The organism is Arthrobacter sp. Z1-9 (assembly GCF_054792695.1).
Window position 1 is genome coordinate 805,843 of the sequence record NZ_CP096456.1, and the last position, 21,743, is coordinate 827,585.

Here is a 21,743-nt window from a genome sequence, read left to right on the forward strand (position 1 = left end):
TGCAGGAGGTGATGGGGCGTTGCCAATATGGGTGCTGGATATGGTGGAGCGTCGCCCTTTACCCGTGGAGCTCCCGGTAGGCAGAGGCGGCTGCCGGGTGCAGCGGCAAGCGTGCCGTGTTGATGAGGGATTCCGGGCTGAGGAACTGGACCCCCAGGCTGGACCGGGGAATGAGCTCCTCGGCGTGGTCCACCAGCAGCTCCACGGTCCGCTTCACGGTGGTGTCCGTCAGGTCGCCGCGGCAGAGCAGCAGGTTGGTCACGCCAACTGTCCAGACGGCGGGAAGGCCTTCGTAGGCACCGGCTGGGATCAGCACCCGGTCATAGAAGGCGCCGTACCTCGCACGCAGGGACGGAAGCAGCACGGAGATATCCAGGAAGTTGAGCCCAACGTCGCTATGGGCGGCAGCGATGGCGGCTGTGGGAACACCTCCGGACCAGAACAAGGCGTCCGCTGATCCCTCACGTAGCGCCGTCAGTCCATCGTTCAGCCCAAGGTTCACAACGGTAACCGCCTCTCCGCCGGGGCCAGCGGCACTTTCACCCGCGGCGACGGAGCGGAGGCCCGCAGCTTCAAGCAGGCGGGGTGTGGTGAGGGAAGTCCCTGAGCCTGGTTCGCCCACTGCCACCATCCTGCCAGCCAACCCGGCAATGCTGCTGATGCCCCCGGCCTTCCGGACGGCGCAGTGAACGTAGTTTTCGTAAACCCTTCCGAGAGCCGTGATTCCGACGTCGGTCGCGCCAGCTTCGGCTGCGCTTTGGGCTGCGGCATCAGCGAGGGCGACGGCGAGCGTGGCCCGCCCGCTCAGCAGGTGTTCGAGGTTGTCCAGGCTGCCGCCGGTAGTCAGGGCCGTCGCACTCCTTGCCACCCCGTTGCGCTGCAGGGAGGCGGCAAGCAGGCTGGCAAACTCGAGGTAGAAACCGCCCGGTTCACCCCCTGCAACCGTGACGGAGTCCAGCCGCTCGTCCGATGTGCAGCCGGCCAGTACCGGCAGCAGCAGGCCGGCGAACCCGCCCGCAACACCGGCTTTGATTGCCGCCCGCCTGGACAGCCGGCATGAGGTGAACTCAGGCATGAGGGTCACCTGGCCTTGGGCTTGCGGGAGCTTGGACGTCCGGTACCCGCGGGAATTCAAGGATGGCGGCCAGCCCGGAGGGCTGAGCCTCACCGAGCAGCAGGCGCCCCCCGTTGGCGACGGCCAGTTTCTCCACGATGGTCATGCCCAGCCCATTGCCGCTGATGGCCCGGTGCTCGGGGGAGCGCCAAAACCGGTGCGTGGCACTTGCCCTTTCCGCGGGTGAAAGCCCGGGCCCGTCGTCGGACACTTCGATCTTCACAACGTCCCTGTCAACGCGGAGTGAAACCGAAATACTGGCACGGCCCGCGTATTTGATGGCGTTGATCAGCAGTTCTCCTACCATTTGTGCGAGGTCGTCCGGGTTGCAGGCGATGAACGCGGACTGTCCGGGAGGGCTGCCGGGGCGAACGGAGGCACCGGCGAGTCGTGCGGCAGGTTCTACCCGTTCGGCTTCTTCCTGCAGGATGGGGAAGGGATTGATTGCCGCCTGGTCCCCCCTGAAAGTCAGGTGGCCGGGTGCGCCGGCGGAGTCCTTCACGGCACGGTGTTCGGCGGCCGCCAGCTTTAGCACCCCGTCAAGGATCTCCTCCACACGCTCGAGCTCAGCCACCACCGCGGACGCGGCAGCCCGCTCCCGGGAAGTTTTCAGCTCCAGCTGCAGCAGGTCGATCCGCAGCCGCAGGGCGGCCACCGGATTCCGCAGCTCGTGGGAAGTGTCAGCAATCAGTTGGCGCTGGGCTTCGATACTGTCACTTACGCTTCGTGCCATGGTGGTGAAGGAGCGGCTTAATGCCCGCAGCTCCGGTGGACCCTCCGCGGGCAGCCGGCCGCTCCGGCCGGTAGTTTCAAGTTCGGCGACGGCGGCGCTGAGGCGGTTCACCGGGCGCAGCACCCATCCGGTCACCCGGGCAGCGCCGATGAGGAGTAGGGCGGCCAGCGCGGCCGCGGCCAGTCCGACGGCGAGCCAGCGCTCGCGCAGTTTCTGCCGGGCAGCGTCCTGGTTGACCTCGAGGACGGCCGCGCCGAGCACCTGGCTGGCGCTGCCGAAGGAGCGGGAGATGACCTCCGAACCGGTGCCGAACGGTTGAAGCGGGGCCAGGGCGGTGTCACTGAGGTTCAGGTTTGCCCTGGCCAAGGCATCCTGGACGTCCGCCCTCTCCTCGCTCAGGCCACCGGACCGCAATGTGCGCTCCTGGAGCCGGACCAGGATTCCCTCCCCGTAAAGCTCCGAGTATCTGTCCATCTCGGCCTGGAGCTGCGTGGCGTCGCCCCCGTCCGTCCCGGCATCGAACGCAACCTGCGCAAGCCTGTTGAGGGCGGCGGCCCTGTTGATCTGGAGTTCCTGCGTAAGCTCCCGGCTGGCCGAAGCAAGGATGGTGTTGGAAGCGACGAGCACCAGAACGACTATCAGGATGCCCAGGATCCCCAGGACGCGGAGTCTCATGCAGGATCCGCTTCGACGCGGTAGCCGACACCACGGACGTTGATGATGAAGCCCGGCATCCGGAGCTTGGACCTCAAGCCGGTCAGATGCACGTCAAGGGACCGTGAGGATGCGAGGAAAGCATCGCCCCACAGTGCGTCGAGGATTTGTTCCCGCGTGACCACCGATCCTGCGTGCCTGGCCAGGAGTGCCAGCAGGTCAAATTCCGTGGCCGTCAGCGGGAGAGTCTGCTGGCCGAGGACGGCCACCCGGCGTTCGAGGTCAACTTCGAGTTCCCCGAGTACGATGCGCTGCTGCCTGTTGTCCCTGGCGCGGCCCGTCCGCCGGGTGACCGCTTCAATGCGCGCGAGGAGTTCCACCAGCTTTACCGGCTTGACGAGGTAGTCATCGGCCCCGGAGCGCAGGCCCAGCACCACGCTGCGTTCGTCGTCGCGCGCCGTGAGGATCAGGATCGGAACGGGGGTGACCTGGCGGAGCTTGCGGAGTACCTCGAGGCCGTCCATATCGGGAAGGCCCAGATCCAGCAGGATGACCTCGAACCGCCGGTGTTCGAGGAGCGCGTCGGCGCCACGGGAAACCTTGCTGGACCTATGCCCGGCGGAAACCACGGCCGCCTCAAGGGCGGATGCCATGGCGTCGTCGTCTTCGACGATGAGCACATCCATTGCCAGATCCTGTTCCGTTTGGGCCGTGTGATTCCCCCTGCCTGCCTTTGGAGGTTACCCCCTCGGCAGGTTTCCGTCCTGCCGGCTGCCCCCCCGGGCACTGCCACCCGGGATGAAAACCTAAGGAAGTGTTAGGAAATCTGTTTTCGCTTGGGCTGTGCCCTGGCTCACGAATAGCTTTGGTGGGGTCCTCAGGCTTCCAGAGGACGTTCAACGTCGAGGAGGAACCATGAGCAATGCTGCCATGGACAGTACGAAAGTCAGGTCGGAGCGCACAGCGGGGGCCGCGCATCCAAGGAAGGTTCAGCGATGAGCAGCCAGCAACTTGCAACAACGGGCGAGGCCGCGCAAACGCGCCGGGCAGTCAGCAACATCCTCAAGGGGTCAGCGGGCAACCTCGTCGAGTGGTACGACCTGTACGTTTACACGGTCTTTGCAGCCTACTTCCAGGCCCACTTCTTCAACTCCCAAGATGACCTCCAGGCCGGCCTCGAGGCAATGGCCGTCTTCTCGACGTCGTTCCTGATGCGGCCCATCGGAGCCTGGTTCTTTGGCCGGTACGCCGATCGAAAAGGCCGCAAGGCGGCATTGACCCTCAGCGTGACCCTGATGTCCGCAGGTTCTTTCGCCATCGCGGTCCTGCCCACCACGCAGCAGTTGGGTGTCTGGGCCTTGGTCCTGCTCATCCTGATCCGCCTGGTCCAGGGTTTCTCCGTGGGCGGCGAGTACGGTACCAGCGCCACCTACATGTCCGAGGCTGCGACGTCCAAGCGCCGCGGCTTCTTCTCCAGCTTCCAGTACGTCACCCTGATCGGCGGCCAAATGCTGGCGCTGCTGGTCCTGGTAATCCTGCAGAACGCCATGCCCAAGGAGGATCTCACCGAGTGGGGCTGGCGCATTCCCTTTGCGCTGGGCGGCGTAGCGGCGCTTGTGGTCCTGTGGCTGCGGCGTTCGATGGAAGAGACGGTCTCGGAGGAACAGGTACAGGCTGCCAAGACGCCGGCCGCAGCGGGAGTTGCCCAGCCCGGCACCATGAAGCTGCTGTTCACGCAGTACTGGAAGCCGTTGCTGATCTGCATCGGCGTCACCCTCGGTGGCACGGTGGCGTTCTACACGTACACCAACTTCATCCTGAAGTTCATGAACGATACCTCGGGCATCGCCAAGACCGACACGTCCGTAATCAACTTCTGGGCATTGTTCATCTTTATGCTCCTGCAGCCGGTTTACGGCATGGTTTCGGACAAGGTGGGCCGCAAGCCGCTGCTTCTGTGGTTCGGCATCACGGGCGTCCTTTTCACGTGGCCGCTGCTCTCCACCCTGTCCAACACCAAGGATCCGTTCACCGCCTTCCTGCTGATGCTGGGCGGCCTGCTGATCGTGGGCGGCTACACCTCCATCAACGCCCTGGTGAAGGCTGAACTGTTTCCCGCTTCCATCCGGGCCCTCGGCGTCGGACTCGGCTACGCGATTGCCAACTCCCTGTTCGGCGGCACAGTCCCGCTCATCGGTGCCGCCTTCCAGAAGGCTGAACGGGTGGACCTGTTCTTCACCTACGTCACGGTGGCCATCGCCATCTCGCTGGTGGTCTACATCTTCGCCTTGAAGAACAAGAAGGCCACTCACCTGGACCATGAGCAGGGCCACGCCTGGGTGCAGGACCGCAAGGACGGCGACAAGGACAAGGACCTCCTGGGCGTCTAGCGTCCGGAGGGAGAACCTCAGGGAGGACGACGGCGGGCGGCCACCGGCCGTCGTTCCTCACCGCACCAGGACGCTCTCTCAGGTTCTGCAGGAAATACCGGGATGCTCCATCACTCTTTTCAGGAAAGTGAGAGAGGGTCCCGGATTTTCTTGCGTTAAGTGCGAGAGCGTCCTGGTGGAAGGGCCCGCGGAAGGCTACCGGGCAGGTGCAGGGCGGCGAGACCCAAATGAGTGCAAAGCGTGACCGAACAGGCATCGCCCGGCGGCGCCGTCGCTGTTTCACTGGGAGGAGAGGCGGATTCCCGCCCTTGTCCGCCGGGGGAGGCAACAGAGATGTTTCGTTTTCAGCGGATGTTTGCGTTGGGTGCCCTGATGGGACTGGCAGGGTGTGCGGTGCCACCCCCGCTGCCGGCGCCGCCGGAGCTCTTCGCGGCCGACGGCGTCGAGCGCGTCTTGGTGGACCGCGCGGGCTACGCCGCTGAGCTGCGCTCCTTCCGGGCTTCCGCGCTCGTCCTCGGTGCAGCGCTGCTGGCTGACGGCGGGGACGGTGCCAACGGGAACGTGGTGTCCTCACCCGGAAGCCTCCTGATTGCCCTCGCCATGCTCCGTGCCGGTGCCACCAATGGAACCGCGGCCGAGATGGACAGCATCCTGCAATTTCCCGCTGAGAAGCGCGATGAGGCCATGAACTCAGTCCTCCGCTCGCTCGAAAAGTTCGACGGCGACCCCGGCGCAGTGGATGAGGACAACCCGCCGCGGAAACCGGTCATGCACTCCGCCAACGGGCTGTTCGTCGACAAGGATGTGCCCACCGGGCAGTCCTTCCTGGACACGCTGGCCCGGCACTATGGATCCGGCGTGTATCCGGTGGATTTCAGCAATGAGGGTACAACGAAGCCCGCCATTGATGCCTGGGTTAACAGGAACACCGGCGGCAGGATCAAGGAAGCCCCGGCACAGTACGACCCCGACAACACCTTCAGCCTGCTCAACTCTTTGTACTTCGCCTCCGCCTGGAGCACACCGTTCGATCCGAACGACACCTCTGACCTGCCCTTCACGACAGCCGCGGGCGAGGAAATCGCTGTGCCAGCAATGCACAACGAACTCAGGATGAAATATGCGGAAGGCACCGGCTGGGAGGGTGTGGACCTTCCCTACGCCGACGGTTTCGTCATGCGGCTGGTCCTGCCCGCGGAGACGGCCGCTCCCGATGGCACAGCCGCTTCCGCTGACACTCCCGCCCCTGCGGCCTTCGGAGCGGAAAAACTCACGGAAATCGCGGACGGATTTGATACGGCCCGGCCCGCGTCAGTCCGGATCCAGCTGCCGCGCTGGGACCACAGGTCCAGTTTTGACCTCCGCAAGGTCTTCAACGCGCTGGGACTGGAGAAGATGCTCGGCACCACGGAGGACTTCAACAACATCCAGCCGCAGATGATGATTACCCAGGCCGCCCAGGCTGCCAACATCACGGTGGCCGAAAAGGGCACCATTGCAGCCGCGGTGACCCAGATCAACGGAATGGCAACCAGCGCCCCACCGGAGCCCGAACGGACCATCGATTTCGACCGGCCGTTCCACTACCAGATCATCCACATTGAAAGTGGGCTGCCGCTGTTCATGGGAACTGTGGCCGACCCCAGGTGAATTGGACGTCGGGGACCGGCCGGCCGTCATTTGCGTCCTCAGACGCTCCATCAGCTCATGCAGCAAAATACGGCACCCTCTCGCACCAGGTGCAAGAGGGTGCCGGAAAAACGCCCATTGAGTGAGAGAGCGTCCGGGGTTGAGTGGCGGGTTAGCCGGCGCCGCCCTGCCAGAGGGCGTCAAACGGCGCGCCCGAAGCGACCCGGTTCCGGATGCCGGCGGTGACAAACGCTTTTGCTGTCCGCGCAGCCTCCAGGGGCGCCGCGCCCTTGGCCAGCTCAGCCGTTACCGCAGCGGCGAGGGAGCACCCGGCGCCGGACACCGCAACGTCCCCGACCTTGGGCGCGCTCAGCACCTCGAGCGTTTCGCCGTCGTAGAAAACGTCGACGGCGTCCGGGCCTGCCAGCCGCACCCCGCCCTTGGCCAGTACTGCTGCTCCGCTGATTTCATGGATGAGCACCGCCGCGGCTTTGAGGGATTCGACGTCGGTGATCTCCAGCCCGGAGAGGGACTCGGCCTCAAAGTGGTTCGGCGTGACGAAGGTGGCCAGCGGGAGGACCTGTGCCTTCAGGGCCTGGTCGGTGTCCAGTGCGTGCCCGGGCTCCTGGCCCTTGCAGATAAGAACGGGATCCAGGACCACGTTGCGGAACTGACCGGTCTCGAGGGCGCCCGCCACGGTGCTGATGGTGGCCGGACTGCCCAGCATGCCGATCTTCACCGTCTCCAGGACTGACGGCGCGCCGGACTCCCGCCCGTAGGCCGCCGTGGTCGCCTCCAGCTGGTCGGCGATGACCTGCTGGTCCACAGGCACGAAGCGGTGGTTCCAGCTGTCGTTCGGGTTGAAGGAAACGATGCAGGTCAGGTTGGCGATGCCAAAGACGCCGAGCTCCTGGAAGGTCTTCAGGTCGGCCTGGGCACCGGCGCCGCCGGTGGCCTCAGAACCTGCGATGGTCAGGACGACGGCGGGGGCGGCAGCGGGGGACTGGACATCGGCGGATACAGAAGTCATGGCACTATCCTGCCATCCGGCGTCGTCCGTCCGCTTTGTGTGCCTGAACAGCGTTCAGTGGGACAATTGGGCGGACAGTGCTAATACAGCCGGCGTACCCGCCCGACTCCGGACGCCGAGCGAACCACTATGAACGGACTTCCCCATGCCCCCAGTCTCAGGCCACAACGCCCTGCCCGAAACAACCCCGCCAGGCAGCGCAGCCAGGTTCGCCTCGATCGGTTCCCCCTACTTCGGGATCATGCTGGCGTCCATGGCGGTGGTGCTCATCCTGTCCAACATCGGTGCATCCAAGGGCGTGGCCATCGGGCCGATCATTACGGACGGCGGTTTCTTCCTCTTTCCGCTGGCGTACATTCTGGGCGATGTCATCAGCGAGGTCTACGGCTTCAAAGTGGCCCGCAAGGCAATCTTCACCACTTTTGCGCTGTCCGTCTTTGCCTCCCTCTGCTACTGCGTGATCATTGCCCTGCCCGGCTTCGACGACGAGTTCGGAACGTCAAAGCAGGCCGCGCTGGAAGGCGCCTTGGGCCCGGTGCCGCAGATTGTGCTGGCTTCGCTGCTCGCGTTCCTTGCAGGGCAGACCATCAACTCGTGGATCCTGGTCAGGATGAAGGCCCGCTCGGGCGAGAAGTCCCTGTGGGCGCGCCTTATGGGTTCGTCAGGCGCCGGCGAGTTCGTGGACACCCTCATCTTCTGCAGCATCGCCGCGTCAGTCATTGGCATCACCGACTTCGCAACCTTTGTGAACTACGTGGTGGTGGGCTTCGTTTACAAGACCCTGGTGGAGTTCATCTTCGTGCCGGTGACGTCCCTGGTCATCGGCTGGGTCAAGAAGCGCGAGCCGAGCTACGGCGTCCCTGCCATCGCGGCGACCGGCAGGGTTTAGCGGTCGGGCCGGCTCAGGAGTAGTACAGCGCCAGAGTCTCGGCCTTGAAGTCGAAGAAGGTCCCGGATTCGATGGCCAGCCGGGCGTCGTCCACCATCTTCACCACGAACCGCTCGTTGTGGATGGAGATCAGCGTGGCGGACAGCATCTCCTTGGCCTTGAACAGGTGGTGGATGTACGCCCGCGAATAGTGGGTGCACGTGTAGCAGTCGCAGCCGTCCTGGAGCGGGCCGAAATCGCGCTTGTACTTGGCGCCGGACAGATTGAAACGCCCTAAAGGTGTGTAGAACGCCGAGTTCCGCGCCACCCGGGTGGGGGAGACGCAGTCGAAGGTGTCAGCCCCGTTCTCGATGGCGGTGAAGATGTCATCCGGCTCGGAAATACCCAGCAGGTGGCGGGGTTTGTCCTCCGGCAGTTCCTCGTTGCACCACCGCACGATGGTTCCCAGGTTCTCCTTCTCCAGCGCCCCGCCAATGCCGAACCCGTCGAACGGCATGGCGCCCAGGTCCCGGCACGCCTTCCGCCGCAGGTCCTCGTACTGCGCGCCCTGGATGACGCCGAACAGCGCCTGGTACGGCTTGCCCACCCGGGACGAGGTGAGGCGGAAGTGCTCCTCGATGCAGCGCAGTGCCCACAGCCTGGTGCGCTCCAGGGATTCCTCCTGGTAGCCGCGGGAGTTCTGCAACGTGGTCAGCTCGTCGAAGGCGAACATGATGTCCGCGCCGATCTGGTGCTGGACCTGCATGGAAATCTCAGGGGAGAAGCGGTGCTTGTCGCCGTTCAGGTGCGATTTGAACCAGACGCCGTCGTCGTCGATGTGGGCCAGGCGCTCCTTGCCGGGGGCGACGGCGTCGTCCGGGCCGGAGGCGTCAACGGACTTCATGTCGATGACCTTCTTGAACCCAGAGCCCAGGCTCATCACCTGGAAACCGCCGGAGTCGGTGAAGGTGGGCCCGGGCCAGTTCATGAAGGCGCCGAGGCCGCCTGCCTCATCCAGGATGTCCGCGCCCGGCTGCAGGTACAGGTGGTAGGCGTTTGCCAGCAAAGCCTGGGCCCCAAGATCGGACATGGACTCCGGCAGCACGGCCTTGACGGTGGCTTTGGTTCCGACGGCGATGAACGCCGGAGTCTGGATCTCACCGTGGGGTGTGGTGATGGTCCCGGTGCGGCCCAGGAACTGGCCCCCGTTGGACGCTACCTGGGCAGCCGACGGCGGGCAGGTCTCGGCAAGGCGGGTGCCCACCCGGAAGCCGAACTCGGACTGCCGCGCAGCGACGCCAGGGGAGGCAGGACCGGGGCCGGGGTCAGTCGCAGCGGCCGAAGGGGAGGGAGCAGAAGCAGGGTTGGCTGGCACCGTACCAGTGTGCCAGCAATCGGGCGGGTGGCTCAGCTCACCGGTTCGGATGTGGGGTAGTTCTCAGCCCGCCACGAGTCCCAGGAGCTGCGGATCGAATCCAGCCTGGCGGCACCCAGGCCGTACGTGGAGACGATCACCATGGACCCGCCGTCGGGCCGGACGTCCTCGATGGCGAGCTGGTCGGCGACCACCAGGAGGCCGTCACCATGGTCAGCGTAGCTGTGCACCGTCAGGCCCACCTGATGGTTGGTCCGGTACCAGACCTTCCCGGAGATTTCCTCACCGGTGGCCAGGGGCAGCTGGTAGTTGTCACCGCGCGCCGTGAGCTCGGACAGGCCGAGTTTTTCGATCGCGGAACCCGGCCCGCCGGGTACCTGCAGGAACAGGGTATGGCGCTTCCCGTGCGGGTGGCGTTCCAGCGCGAAGCGGAGCTGCTGCAGGAACGTAAGCCAGCCCTGGGTGATGTCCTCGTCCCAGGCGGCCCACTCGGAGTTGTGGTCCACGGCAGCCCGGGTGACGCTCACCAGAGTCCCCTGCGGAACGGGCTTCAGCTCGAAGACATCCCCGCCGTGGACGGTCAGGCTGGTATGGTCCGGCGATTCCTCCACGTCCGAGGAGAAGTAGATCTCCTTGATCTCCGCGTCCAGGTCCTCCGCTTGCCAGCCATGCCATTGGGCCACTTTGGACGGTTCGCGCAGCATGGTCCAGACCTGGGGCGCGTCAGCATTGATCACGACGCTCAGATTGTTAGTCATAGCCCCGAATGTACAACTCCGCCCGGGCGGCGGATAGGGGCAATTTCTTCAGTGATCCCGCCGCAGCGCCGAGGAAGCAAGACGGCAGGACTCAGGAGCGGACAGCCTCGAGTTCGTTGCTGATGCGGCGTTCCAGTTCGCCCAGCCCGATGGTTTCCGAACCACCGTGGGCCCGGAGGAACAACAGGGATTCGAGCCGCAGCAGCCGCCATTCCCGTTCGGCGTCGTGGTTGGAGTTGTCGATGGACCGAAAGATTTCCTTGTCATACAGGTTGGGCTCGTTGAGTGAGCGCTGCCGGACCTTTGCCGCCATCCTTGCCTTGAACGGATCGGTCTCCTGGTTTTCCGGCGTGCGGATCAGCCGTTCGTAAACCTCTGCCCGCTCCTTTTGGCCGTCCTGCCGGCAGATGTAGCTGGACAATGCCAGGGACGCTTCAACCGAGGCCCAGCGGCCGGGATTCCCGTCATAAGGCAGGACGTTGAGCAGGTCGGCGACGGCCAGGGAACCGTCCGCGTCCTTGAGGGTGATGAAGAGTTCGTGGGCGAGGTCGCTGAGGTCCTTGAGGCAGCTGCCGGACTTGAAGTTGACGCCCTTGGCCAGGCGGTCAGCCAGGAGCAGCACTCCCATCGCGTCCGGGTGGGCTTCCGCTGCGGCTTCCACCACCGATTCCGGCGTGCCTTTCGCAGCAGGGATCAGGGCGAGTTCCTCCTCGCTGGGGCCGCTGGCGGCCGGCGGAACCGGGGGCAGGGGAGGCACGACGACGGCGGGAGGCGCCGGTGCGGCGGCGGGAGTCCCGCCGGGCTGCTCCTGCCCCGCCACCTCCGAAGGCATTCCCGGCAGCGGAAGCGGCGCCACGCCGTCGGCCGCTACGTCAATTACCGTCACGGTCGTGCCAACGGCGATGCGCAGTGTCCCGCCGCCGGCCAAACTGGCGAGTACCAGCGCAGGCGCGCCGAAATCGTCCGATTCCAGCTCCACCTGTTGGATCTCCGCCGTCCGTTCACCGTCAGGCAGGAGGATGAGGTCGCCGGTGGTCAGGGATCCAGCCTGCTGTTCACGATGGTGCCTGGCGGCTGGTGTTTCGGTCATGGGAGTCCTTAAGTTCTCTTGCGGTCCGCCCTACAGTCTACAAAGGAGGGTGCCGGAAGTCGGGGACGCCGGGTTCGGCCGAGGGTGTCAGAACCCTACGCCCGCGAACGCCAGTGCCTGGCGGATGAGGCCGCCGCGCCCGCCGCTGAACTCCATTTGGACGCCGGGACTCAGCACTTCCTCCGGTGTCATCCAGGTGAGTTCAAGGGCGTCCTGGCGGGGCTCGCATTCGCCGGTCACGGGGATTACGTAGGCCAGGGAGACGGCGTGTTGGCGCTCATCAGTGAAGCCGGTCTGGGATGGAGCGGGGAAGTACTCCGCCACGGTGAAGGGGACCGGACTGATGGGCAGTTGAGGGAACGCCAGCGGGCCGAGGTCCTTCTCCATGTGCCGGAGAAGGGCTGCGCGGATGGTCTCGCGGTAGATGACGCGGCCGGAAACGAGGGAGCGGATCATGGTCCCGTCCTCGTCAGCCTGGAGGAGGGTTCCGACCTCATTGACGAAGCCCAGCGGATCCAACCGGACAGGCACTGCCTCGACGTAAACCATGGGCAGCCGCCCGCGCGCCTCAAAGAGGTCTTCTTCGGAAAGCCAGCCGGGGTTCGGGTCAGGAGTGCGCACGTTCATGGTTAAGTTCTACCGCATGGGACGCCGCTCGGAGATCCACACCGTCGCGGGCACATGGTGCGCGGCGGGCCCCGCATCCGGGTTGGGCAGGTGGAGCGTCCTGCCAAAAGCCTCCTCGGTAATGCTGCCCTCGTACCCGGCGGCGGCGAGCCGTTCCCGCAGTGGATCCAGGCCGCCGTCGTACTCAAAGCCCAGCCCGGAGCGTGGACTGCCGGACGCTGGACGCACCAGCAGCACGCCGCCGTTCTTGGCGGTGAAGTCGGCGGTTTCGTCGGCGTCCGGCGCGGGGCGGGGGCGGGCGCCGATGTGCTGCAGTGTCTGGGAAGCGGCGGCGGGATCCTCCGTCAACCAGACCCCGACGACGGCGAGGGCCGGGTCCGCGCCGCCGGCCGGGGCGGCGCCGGGGGCAGCTTTGCCGGCCAGGAAAGTGAAACCGTCCGGCCCGGTGATCCTGCAGGCCTCACCATGGTCGGCCATGACGATTTCCGCGGGGGTGGTTCCTTCATCCTGTGCCGAGAGGTTGGTGCGGCGGGCAAACTCAGCCAGGTCGCCCACCTCCACTGCCAGTGCTGTGCTTCCGTCCTCTGCTGCTCCTTCCGGTACGCCCTGGAGGGCCAAGCGGCCCGAGCCGGCGTCGAAGACGCGGGACCCCGTATCGCCCTCGGTCAGGACCAGACCCAGGGCGGTGAGAAGCCGCTCCCATGATTCCATCTTGGACGTGAAATGAAGCGGGCGGACGCGGAGCATGGCTTCCCCTTCGCATAATCAACGGGACTCTGGTGCCATCCTGCCACGTGGCCCGCTGGGTGTCGCTTGCGCTTGTACTGCCGGTCTGCAGGAGCAGAATAGGGCCATGGCTGTTGAACTTGAGGAACTGCTGGTGCCCGATGCCTTCGCCTGGCGCAGCTGGCTGGAGGAACACCACACAACCAGCCCAGGTGTCTGGCTGGTCCTGCACAAGAAGGGCGGAAACGTCACCGGGCTGGACTATGCGGCTGCGCTGGACGAGGCTCTCTGCTTCGGCTGGATCGACGGCCAGGCCAGGCGCCGGGATGCGGAAAGCTCCTTCCAGCGGATGACGCCCCGGGGACCCAAAAGCCCCTGGTCGGCGAGGAACGTCACGTACGTGGCCCGCCTGGAGGCCGACGGTCGGATGACCGACGCCGGGTGGGCAGCCGTCAACGCGGCGAAGGCAGATGGCCGCTGGGACAAGGCTTACGAAGGACAGGCAACAGCCGAAGTTCCGGCGGACCTGGCAGCGGCAATAGCCGCGGTTCCCGCCGCCCAGGCTATGTTCGACGTCCTCACCAGGACCAACCGCTTCGCCCTGATTTACCGGACCAACTCCGTCAAGCAGGCTGCCACGCGGGAGCGGAAGATTGCCGGGTTCGTGGAGATGCTGGCCCGCGGGGAGGCACCCTACCCGCAGAAGAAGCGGCCACCGGCGGTGCCACAGTAATCAGCCGGCCGCGGTGATGGAAGCGGCGGCCTCGAAGACCATCCATGCCTGAAGCTGCGTGGAGAGTTCGACGACGGCTCCGGGCGGGTAGGTAATGTCCGCGGGAGCGGCGGCGTGCATCGAGAAAACGAACCTTCCGGGCCATTCCGTGCTGCCGCCTCCTCCGCCTGGGGCAGCCGGCCGCTTTCCCTCCCACAACGCCCCTGCGGTGTCGAACACCAGGCGGGCAGCGGTAGCCCGTGTCCGGTCGGGAAGCCGGACATCGACGGCGACGAGGGCAAGGTAACGGCACAGAATCCCGGTGAAGAGGCCGCCGTCGCCCGTTCCCTCGCAGCGCAGCGCTGTCCGGTGGGCACCCACGGTGCCGGGAGCTGCCGGGCCATGCTGCACCGGAACCGTCAGCAGCCGCGCTACCCCCTCCACCACTTCCGCCGCCCTGGAGAGGTTCGCGTCCCCGCCGAGCTCAAGCTGTGCGCCCAGGACCGGGCCCTGGTTGTAGGTGTAGAGCGCCCTGTCGATCACCGCGTTCCCGTCCGGGCCCAGCCGCGCACCGTCCAGGTAGAGCCCTTGGTCCGGATCAAAGAGGGTGGCGTCCAGCCAGTCCAGCAGCGACTGCGCCTTTTCAGGGTGGCCGGTGCGGGCATAGTAAAGCGCGATGGGTGCAGTGGCGGGGGTGTTCTTGAAGTCCCGTTTTTTGCTCCAGAAAGCGCCCCCGCCCAGGTCGCTGGTGCATGCCGCGTCAAACTGCAGGGTCAGGGATTTGCGGACCCCTGCATTCCGGTGGCGCCCCGGCTTGCAGGTCTCCGCCGCCAGCTGGTCGAGCCGGAGGACGGCGAGGGCGAGCCAGGCCATGTCGTCGTAGTAGTTGTTCACGAACGTAAAGGCGTTGCGCAACCACATTCCGGTCACCAGCCGGGAAGCGAGCTTGCCGGCACTGGGCTTGCCGGCACCATCGAATCTGGCTGCGGGCGTGGCGCCGTTGCGCAGTTCCCGCCGGCCCGCATCCAACAGGCAGTCGGCATAGTGGGCCTGCCACCAGTAGTGCCAGGGCTGGAGCAGTTTGGCCTTCAGGCCGCCCCGCCAGGCAGGGTCGGGCCACGCCACCGCGCCGAGGTGCGTCCCGGGCAGGAAGAACAGCTTCCCGCCGAACAGCGCCGTCACCGACCGTGCGGCCTCGTTGGCCCTTTCCGCCCAGTCAACGGGAGGGGAAGCATCCGCGGAAGTCATGGCTTCCACCCTAGCCGGGCGCAGCGGTATGCCGGGGGAGGGGCCGATGGTGCGGACCCGTCGCAATTTCAGTTAACATGCACTAACTAATGCTTCGCGGTTTCCTGCCGAAGCAGTCACGCATCAAGGAGGATGTATGGACGTTCCAGGCAGCGTTGCGTTGGTAACCGGAGGTGCCTCTGGCCTGGGAGCCGCCACTGCGCGCAAGCTGTTCGACGACGGGGCAACAGTAGTGCTTGTTGACCTTCCCTCCTCCGCGGGCGCAGCCCTCGCGGAGGAGCTGAACGCGTTGAACAGCGAACGGGTCAACAGCGGCCAGGCCGGAAGTCCGGCAAGGGACCTGGGAAAGTCCGCCGTCTTTGTCCCTGCGGACGTGACGAACGAAGCTGATGTACAGGCCGCCGTCGACGCCGCCACCGCCCTCGGACCGTTGCGGATTGTGGTGAACTGCGCAGGCATCGCCACCCCCGGGAAGGTGCTGGGCCGGGAGGGCGTGCTTCCGCTGGAGGCGTTCAACCGGGTCATCCAGGTCAACCTCGTGGGGACCTTCAATGTGCTGCGCCTGGCGGCAGCGGCAATGGTTGCCACCGAGCCGGCCACCACCGAACTGGGTGGGCCGGAACGCGGGGTCATCATCAACACCGCCTCCGTGGCTGCTTTTGAGGGACAGATCGGCCAGCCTGCCTACGCTGCTTCCAAGGGCGCGGTGGCGGCCATGACCCTGCCCCTGGCACGGGAGCTTGCGCGCTCGCTGGTGCGCGTGGTGGCCATCGCTCCGGGAATCTTTGAAACGCCCATGATGGCGGGGTTGCCGCAGGAAGCACAGGATTGCCTGGGCGCCCAGGTGCCGCACCCCTCGAGGCTGGGCAAGCCCGAGGAATACGCCAACCTGGTGGCGCACATCGTGGACAACGCCATGCTCAACGGCGAAACCATCCGCCTTGACGGCGCCATCCGCATGGGGCCGAAATGACAGGCGCCGCCCGTGACGCCGCTGCAACCATGTCCGGCTTGCCCTCGGCGGACTTCTTCGACGTCGAATCGCTGCTGAACCAGGCCGAACGGGAGAAGCTGGCCGAACTGCGGGAGTTCCTGGCAACGGAGATTGCCCCCTTCGCGGGGGACTGGTGGAACAAGGCTGAATTCCCGGCGCATATCCTGCCCAAACTGGCAGCCCTGCAGCTCAGCACCCCGGCGCAGCGCGGTTACAGCCACCTGTTCGCCGGACTGGTGATCGCCGAAATGACCCGCGTCGACACCTCGATCGCCACCTTTTTCCTGGTCCATCACGACCTTTTTGTCGAGTCCCTGTACGCCTTCGGCACCGCGGAACAGAGGCAGCGGCTTCTCGATGACGCCGCCAACCTGCGCATCACCGGGGCCTTCGCCCTGACCGAACCGGACCACGGCTCCGACGTCGCGGGAGGAATGGAGACGCGGGCACGGAGGATCTCATCCACCACGGGACAGCCCGACGACGGCGGCGACACCTGGGTGCTGAACGGCGCCAAGCGGTGGATCGGCAACGGGACGTTCTGCGACTACATGCTGGTCTGGGCCCGGGACGAGGCGGACAGGTCAGTACGCGGCTTCATCGTGGACGCCACCCTGCCGGGCGTCAGCCGGTCCCGGATCGAAAACAAGATCGCCCTGCGGACTGTCCAGAACGCCGACATTGTTTTCGCCAACGTGCGGGTGGCGGAGGCGGACCGCTTCGCTGCCATAAACAGCTTCGAGGACACCAACGAGCTGCTGCGCGGTTCACGCATCATGGTCGCGTGGCAGGCCGTGGGCCAGCAGCTGGCGGCGTTCGACGTCGCCCGGCAGTACGCCGTCGAACGTCACCAGTTCGGACGCCCGCTGGCCCAGTTTCAGCTGGTCCAGCAGCAGCTGGTGACCATGCTGGGCAACGCCGTGGCGAGCATGGCCATGATGGTGGGGCTGGCCAGGCTGCAGGACGAGGGCGCCGCCGACATGCCGCACGTGGCCCTGGCTAAGTCCTACCTCAGCGCCCGGATGCGGGAGACTGTGGCGCTGGGCCGTTCGATCCTGGGCGGGAACGGCATCGTGACCGATTACCGGATGGCAAAGATCTTTTCGGACGCGGAGGCAATCTACACCTACGAAGGGTCTTTCGAGATCAACACCCTGATCGTGGGCCGTGCCGTCACGGGGGTCTCGGCCATCGTCTAGCCCTGGGTGAGTAGGCCGGTTTACCCACCGGGCGGATAGGGCTGCATCTCGCCCGCCTCAACACGGACGTCCAGCGAGTTGTTCTTCACGGGCATGGGGCAGGTGCCGTAGGGGGTAAAGGCGCTGGGGTAGTTGATGGCGCGGTTGAAATCCAGGACCACGGACCCGTCCGGGCGGGGGCGGGGCAGGGCGAGCTTGCGCCAGTCGTCGGTGGTGTCGCCGTTTGTTTCATCGTGGAACGTCACGGTCAGGGCGCCCAGCTTTTCCTCCTCCGCCTGCAGCCGGAACTCGTGCCCGCTCCCGGGAAGGCGGAACACCACGTCACCCACCGTGCGGTGGATGCCGTCCACCAGCGGGTTGGCGGTGGCGATGGGCACCTCCACGGGCTCAGGATAGGGCTCAAACGTTCCGCTCACCTCCCAGAGGGGGTCATACGGGTAGGTGGGAACGCCCTCGAATCCGGTGAAAACGGGCGAGCCGGCGTCCCGGGTGCGGATGGCGTACCTGCCTCCGCGCATAGCCAGCTCCACCACAACCTGCGCCCCGTCCCCGCCCCCGAACTGGACCCACATCAGCGACTCCTCATCGGCGAGGGCGGCGGAAACCGTGCCCTCGACCGTTTCGCCCGACTCCACCAGGGACAGCCCGTCAGCGGGCACTGCGGTGAGTGCCGCCGTCGTACCGTCCGTTGACCACAGCCCAGGCGCCAGTTCGACGGCGGCGGGCGAGTCCTCCAGCCACTGGAAGGAGGTGAGGGTCAGCCAGCCGTGCGGGGCGGCCAGGGCCTTGTTCCGGTTGTCGCGGAAGCGCTGCCAGCGCTCCACCTTGGCGGTTGGAGTGGTGCTCATGGTTCCTTTCGGAGGTCTGCCTGCCACGGCTACAACCGCGCAGGGCAGGGGTTCATTCCGCGGCAAGCCTGTCCACACGGTTGAATGGTGGCGTGGATATTTTGGCGGGCGTAAGCGCTGAGTGGCTCAAGTGGTTGACCTGGATTGTTGCGGCTGTGTGCGGAGTGGCCATGCTCGCCTGGCGTCCGCGCCGCCCGGACCAGGCGGTCCTGGCATCGCTGCTGGTGTTCATCACTGCGAGCGTGGGTGCAGGTATTTATGTCCTTAACCATTTGGCCGACGGGCGTTGGGGCGGCGACGCGCAGTCCAAACTGAGTGCGCCGTCCTTGTCCGGAGCCCCGGTGGTGGGGGACTTCCTGAAGCCCCTTGAAGGGGCACTGGGCGGCATGGCGGACGGCGTCAACGACTTCATCGACTTCCAGTCTGCCCTTCCGGTGGCGCTGGATTACTTTGCGGCGGCAGGCTGGGCTCTGGCCGTTACCGTACCCGTGGGGCTGCTGGTCCTGGCGGGCAGCGCCCGGGCCGCCAGGCGGCGGACTGCCGAAGTCGCCAGGCACGCCACCGAGCTCGAAAGGCTGCGCGCGGAGCTTGAGCGGGTGAAACGGCACGTCGGTTATCCCGCCGAGGACATTATCTGAGACGGATTGCCGCGGGACGCCGCACTGCGGGTAGCATCTTTAGCTAGTTACGTGGCTCACAGTATCCAGCGCAGTGTACGAGCCAAGTCCGAACCCTCGAAAGATAGTTTCCATGGCTCACACTGCAACAAATCCCGAAACCGATCTTGCCTCTGAACTGAGGGCAGACGTCCGGCGCGTCTCCACGCTGCTGGGCGAATCACTGGTCCGCCAGCACGGACCCGAGCTCCTGGACCTCGTGGAGCAGGTGCGCCTCCTCACCAAGGAGTCCAAGGAAGCTGCCCGCGGCGGTGCGGATGCCACCGGCCCTTGGAGCGCGCACGACGTCGTGGCGCAGGTCCGCGAACTCCTCGGCTCCCTGCCCATCGAGCAGGCCACCGACCTGGTCCGGGCGTTCGCTTTCTACTTCCACCTCGCCAACGCCGCAGAACAGGTCCACCGCGTGCGGGGCCTGCGGACCCGGGAGGAAAAGGATGGCTGGCTCGCGAAAACCGTCAATGAGATTGCTGAACAGGCCGGTCCGGGCGTGCTGCAGGAAGTGGTCAACGGGCTCGATGTCCGGCCCATTTTCACTGCGCACCCCACCGAAGCCTCGCGCCGTTCGGTGCTCGATAAGATCCGCAAGCTTTCCGACGTGCTGGCCCAGCCCACGGCCGAGGGCACCACTGCCCGCCGCCGCCAGGACCGCCAGCTCGCCGAGATTATCGACCAGATGTGGCAGACCGACGAACTCCGCCAAGTCCGCCCCACGCCGGTGGACGAAGCCCGCAACGCGATCTACTACCTGGGCGGCATCCTCACCGATGCCATGCCGGAAATGCTGACCGAACTGGCTGAACTGCTGGGCGAACATGGAGTCAGCCTCGCGTCCCAGGACGCCCCCATCCGCTTCGGTTCCTGGATCGGCGGGGACCGGGACGGCAACCCCAACGTCACAGCGGCCGTAACGCGGGAAATCCTGCAGATCCAAAACCAGCACGCCATCCGGATCAGCATCGGCATGATCGACGAACTGATCTCCATCCTCTCCAACTCCACGGCCCTCGCCGGCGCGGACCAGGAACTGCTCGATTCCATTGACGCGGACTTGAAGAAGCTGCCCGGGCTGGACCGGCGCGTCCTGGAGCTCAACGCCCAGGAGCCGTACCGCCTGAAGCTCACCTGCATCAAGGCCAAGCTGATCAACACCGGCAAGCGGGTGGCTGCAAACTCCAACCACGAGCACGGCCGGGACTACAGCGGAACCGGCGAACTCCTCGCGGACCTCGAACTGCTGGAAATCTCGCTCCGCAACCATTCGGCGTCGCTCGCTGCCGATGGTGCTCTTGCCCGGGTCCGCCGCGCAGTGGCCTCCTTCGGCCTGCACCTGGCCACCCTGGACATCCGCGAGCACGCCGACCACCACCACGACGCCGTGGGCCAGCTCATGGACCGGATTGGCGGTCCCGGGCTGCGGTACGCCGAACTGAGCCGCGGGGAACGCTTCGAAGTCCTCGGCTCCGAACTCGCGTCCCGCCGGCCGCTCTCCGGCCACCCGATCAAGCTCGACGGCGCCGCTGACGGCACGTACGACGTCTTCCGTGAAATCCGCCGCGCCCTGCGCACCTACGGTCCGGACGTCATCGAGACGTACATCATCTCCATGACCCGCGGCGCCGACGACGTGCTCGCCGCCGCCGTCCTGGCGCGTGAAGCCGGCCTGGTGAACCTCTTCGGCGAAAAGCCGTACGCAAAAATCGGGTTCGCGCCGCTGCTGGAGACAGTGGAGGAGCTCCGCGCCTCCGCGGAAATCGTGGACCAGCTCCTGTCCGATCCCTCCTACCGGGAACTCGTGCGCCTCCGCGGGGACGTCCAGGAGGTCATGCTCGGCTACTCGGACTCCAACAAGGAATCCGGCGTGATGACCAGCCAGTGGGAAATCCACAAAACCCAGCGCAAGCTGCGGGACGTGGCGGCCAAGCATGGCGTGCGCGTGCGCCTGTTCCACGGCCGCGGCGGGTCCGTGGGCCGCGGCGGCGGACCCACGTACGATGCCATCCTTGCCCAGCCCAACGGCGTCCTCGAGGGTGAAATCAAATTCACGGAACAGGGCGAGGTCATCTCGGACAAGTACTCGCTGCCCGAGCTGGCCCGGGAAAACCTCGAACTGTCCCTCGCCGCCGTGCTGCAGGGTTCAGCCCTGCACCGGGATCCGCGCACCTCCGCGGACCAGCGCGAACGGTACGGGCACGTAATGGAAACAATTTCCGACGCCGCCTTTGGGCAGTACCGGAAACTGATCGATGACCCCGACCTGCCCGCCTACTTCCTGGCCTCCACGCCCGTGGAACAGCTGGGCTCCCTGAACATCGGCTCCCGCCCGTCCAAGCGCCCGGACTCCGGCGCAGGGCTCGGCGGCCTGCGCGCCATCCCGTGGGTTTTCGGCTGGACGCAGTCCCGGCAGATCGTCCCCGGCTGGTTCGGTGTCGGCTCAGGCCTCAAGGCTGCCCGCGAGGCGGGAAACTCGGCGCAGCTGGTGGAGATGTGGGAGAACTGGCACTTCTTCCGGTCAGTGCTTTCCAACGTGGAGATGACCCTCGCCAAGACTGACCTGGACATTGCCGGGTACTACGTTTCAACCCTGGTCCCCGACGAGCTGCACCACATCTTCCGGGCCATCCGCGAGGAATATGAGCTGACGGTTGCCGAGGTCCAGAACCTGACCGGCGAGAACCTGCTCCTGGACGCCCAGCCCACGCTCAAGCGCTCTCTCGAGATCCGTGACCAGTACCTGGACCCCATCAGCTACCTGCAGGTGGAACTCCTTCGCCGTGTCCGCGCGGAAGCTGCCAAGGCCGCTGAGAAAGCAGACGGCATCACCGCAACCGAGATTGACGAACGCCTGCAGCGGGCCATGCTGATCACCGTCAACGGCGTGGCGGCCGGCCTCCGCAACACCGGGTAACCCACCCTCTCTCACTTAACGTGGGTTTTCCCCAAACGCTCTCTCACTTGATGTGGCCATTTCCCCGACGCTCTCGCAGTTCAAGGTGATGGAGCGTTCGGGCGTTTCCTGCGTGAGGTGGTGGGGCGTTCGGGTTTTTCCTGCGTGAGGTGGTGGGGCGTTCGGG

The 21,743-nt window shown here is 65.9% G+C and carries 19 protein-coding genes; 8 read left to right on the forward strand and 11 right to left on the reverse strand.

Annotated features, from left to right (window positions below):
• Positions 1-58: 58 nt before the first annotated feature.
• The 3 genes from M1D93_RS03845 to M1D93_RS03855 are packed head-to-tail and all read right to left on the reverse strand — an operon-like array spanning position 59 to position 3,187.
• Positions 59-1,075: a TAXI family TRAP transporter solute-binding subunit gene (locus tag M1D93_RS03845; RefSeq protein WP_461173858.1), complete on the reverse strand. Its 1,017-nt coding sequence runs from the start codon at positions 1,073-1,075 to the stop codon at positions 59-61.
• Complete coding sequence (locus tag M1D93_RS03850; RefSeq protein WP_461173859.1) at positions 1,068-2,522, reverse strand: sensor histidine kinase; 1,455 nt, start codon at positions 2,520-2,522, stop codon at positions 1,068-1,070. Before M1D93_RS03850 ends, M1D93_RS03845 begins: the two co-directional genes overlap by 8 nt.
• Complete coding sequence (locus tag M1D93_RS03855; RefSeq protein ID WP_461173860.1) at positions 2,519-3,187, reverse strand: response regulator transcription factor; 669 nt, start codon at positions 3,185-3,187, stop codon at positions 2,519-2,521. Before M1D93_RS03855 ends, M1D93_RS03850 begins: the two co-directional genes overlap by 4 nt.
• Positions 3,188-3,496: 309 nt before the next feature.
• Here M1D93_RS03855 and M1D93_RS03860 point away from each other — a divergent pair, with 309 nt between their 5' ends.
• Positions 3,497-4,891 (forward strand): MFS transporter, encoded by a 1,395-nt coding sequence (locus tag M1D93_RS03860; protein WP_461173861.1) that lies wholly within the window; start codon positions 3,497-3,499, stop codon positions 4,889-4,891.
• Positions 4,892-5,224: 333 nt separating this feature from the next.
• Complete coding sequence (locus tag M1D93_RS03865) at positions 5,225-6,541, forward strand: serpin family protein (RefSeq protein ID WP_461173862.1); 1,317 nt, start codon at positions 5,225-5,227, stop codon at positions 6,539-6,541.
• Between the two features lie 151 nt (positions 6,542-6,692).
• Here M1D93_RS03865 and M1D93_RS03870 read toward each other — a convergent pair whose 3' ends face one another.
• The gene (locus tag M1D93_RS03870; protein WP_461173863.1) at positions 6,693-7,550 is read right to left on the reverse strand and encodes a hydroxymethylpyrimidine/phosphomethylpyrimidine kinase; all 858 of its coding nucleotides are present in this window, start codon (positions 7,548-7,550) and stop codon (positions 6,693-6,695) included.
• Positions 7,551-7,695: 145 nt separating this feature from the next.
• Here M1D93_RS03870 and M1D93_RS03875 point away from each other — a divergent pair, with 145 nt between their 5' ends.
• Positions 7,696-8,439 carry a queuosine precursor transporter gene (locus tag M1D93_RS03875; RefSeq protein ID WP_461173864.1) on the forward strand — a complete coding sequence of 248 codons (744 nt, stop codon included), beginning with the start codon at positions 7,696-7,698 and terminating at the stop codon, positions 8,437-8,439.
• A gap of 13 nt (positions 8,440-8,452) precedes the next feature.
• Here the strand turns inward: M1D93_RS03875 and tgt are convergent, their stop codons facing one another.
• The 5 genes from tgt to M1D93_RS03900 form a co-directional block, all read right to left on the reverse strand.
• The gene (gene tgt, locus M1D93_RS03880; protein WP_461173865.1) at positions 8,453-9,793 is read right to left on the reverse strand and encodes a tRNA guanosine(34) transglycosylase Tgt; all 1,341 of its coding nucleotides are present in this window, start codon (positions 9,791-9,793) and stop codon (positions 8,453-8,455) included.
• 32 nt (positions 9,794-9,825) lie between these two features.
• Positions 9,826-10,551, reverse strand: coding sequence for an SRPBCC family protein (locus M1D93_RS03885; protein WP_461173866.1), 726 nt, complete (start codon positions 10,549-10,551; stop codon positions 9,826-9,828).
• 91 nt (positions 10,552-10,642) lie between these two features.
• Positions 10,643-11,641: a DUF6707 family protein gene (locus M1D93_RS03890; RefSeq protein ID WP_461173867.1), complete on the reverse strand. Its 999-nt coding sequence runs from the start codon at positions 11,639-11,641 to the stop codon at positions 10,643-10,645.
• A gap of 87 nt (positions 11,642-11,728) precedes the next feature.
• A complete protein-coding gene (locus M1D93_RS03895) occupies positions 11,729-12,268 on the reverse strand; it encodes an NUDIX hydrolase family protein (protein WP_461173868.1) in 540 nt (179 codons plus the stop codon).
• A gap of 9 nt (positions 12,269-12,277) precedes the next feature.
• Complete coding sequence (locus tag M1D93_RS03900) at positions 12,278-13,015, reverse strand: VOC family protein (protein ID WP_461173869.1); 738 nt, start codon at positions 13,013-13,015, stop codon at positions 12,278-12,280.
• A 106-nt stretch (positions 13,016-13,121) separates the two neighbouring features.
• Here M1D93_RS03900 and M1D93_RS03905 point away from each other — a divergent pair, with 106 nt between their 5' ends.
• On the forward strand, positions 13,122-13,727 hold the full coding sequence (locus M1D93_RS03905) for a YdeI/OmpD-associated family protein (protein WP_461173870.1): 606 nt from the start codon (positions 13,122-13,124) through the stop codon (positions 13,725-13,727).
• Here the strand turns inward: M1D93_RS03905 and M1D93_RS03910 are convergent, their stop codons facing one another.
• Positions 13,728-14,954: a glycoside hydrolase family 76 protein gene (locus M1D93_RS03910; protein ID WP_461173871.1), complete on the reverse strand. Its 1,227-nt coding sequence runs from the start codon at positions 14,952-14,954 to the stop codon at positions 13,728-13,730.
• A gap of 136 nt (positions 14,955-15,090) precedes the next feature.
• Here M1D93_RS03910 and M1D93_RS03915 point away from each other — a divergent pair, with 136 nt between their 5' ends.
• Together M1D93_RS03915 and M1D93_RS03920 are read left to right on the forward strand one after the other, a co-directional pair.
• Entirely contained in the window at positions 15,091-15,927 is an 837-nt protein-coding gene (locus M1D93_RS03915) for an SDR family NAD(P)-dependent oxidoreductase (RefSeq protein ID WP_461173872.1), read from the forward strand.
• A complete protein-coding gene (locus M1D93_RS03920; protein ID WP_461173873.1) occupies positions 15,924-17,147 on the forward strand; it encodes an acyl-CoA dehydrogenase family protein in 1,224 nt (407 codons plus the stop codon). Before M1D93_RS03915 ends, M1D93_RS03920 begins: the two co-directional genes overlap by 4 nt.
• A 20-nt stretch (positions 17,148-17,167) precedes the next feature.
• On the opposite strand, the gene M1D93_RS03925 is transcribed toward M1D93_RS03920, so the two are convergent.
• Positions 17,168-17,995: a DUF1684 domain-containing protein gene (locus tag M1D93_RS03925; protein ID WP_461173874.1), complete on the reverse strand. Its 828-nt coding sequence runs from the start codon at positions 17,993-17,995 to the stop codon at positions 17,168-17,170.
• Between the two features lie 92 nt (positions 17,996-18,087).
• Between M1D93_RS03925 and M1D93_RS03930 the strand changes: the two genes are divergently transcribed.
• Both M1D93_RS03930 and ppc read left to right on the forward strand, forming a co-directional pair.
• Positions 18,088-18,633, forward strand: a complete 546-nt coding sequence (locus M1D93_RS03930) for a hypothetical protein (protein WP_461173875.1) — start codon at positions 18,088-18,090, stop codon at positions 18,631-18,633.
• Between the two features lie 112 nt (positions 18,634-18,745).
• A complete protein-coding gene (gene ppc / locus M1D93_RS03935) occupies positions 18,746-21,577 on the forward strand; it encodes a phosphoenolpyruvate carboxylase (RefSeq protein WP_461173876.1) in 2,832 nt (943 codons plus the stop codon).
• The last annotated feature ends 166 nt before the right edge of the window (positions 21,578-21,743 follow it).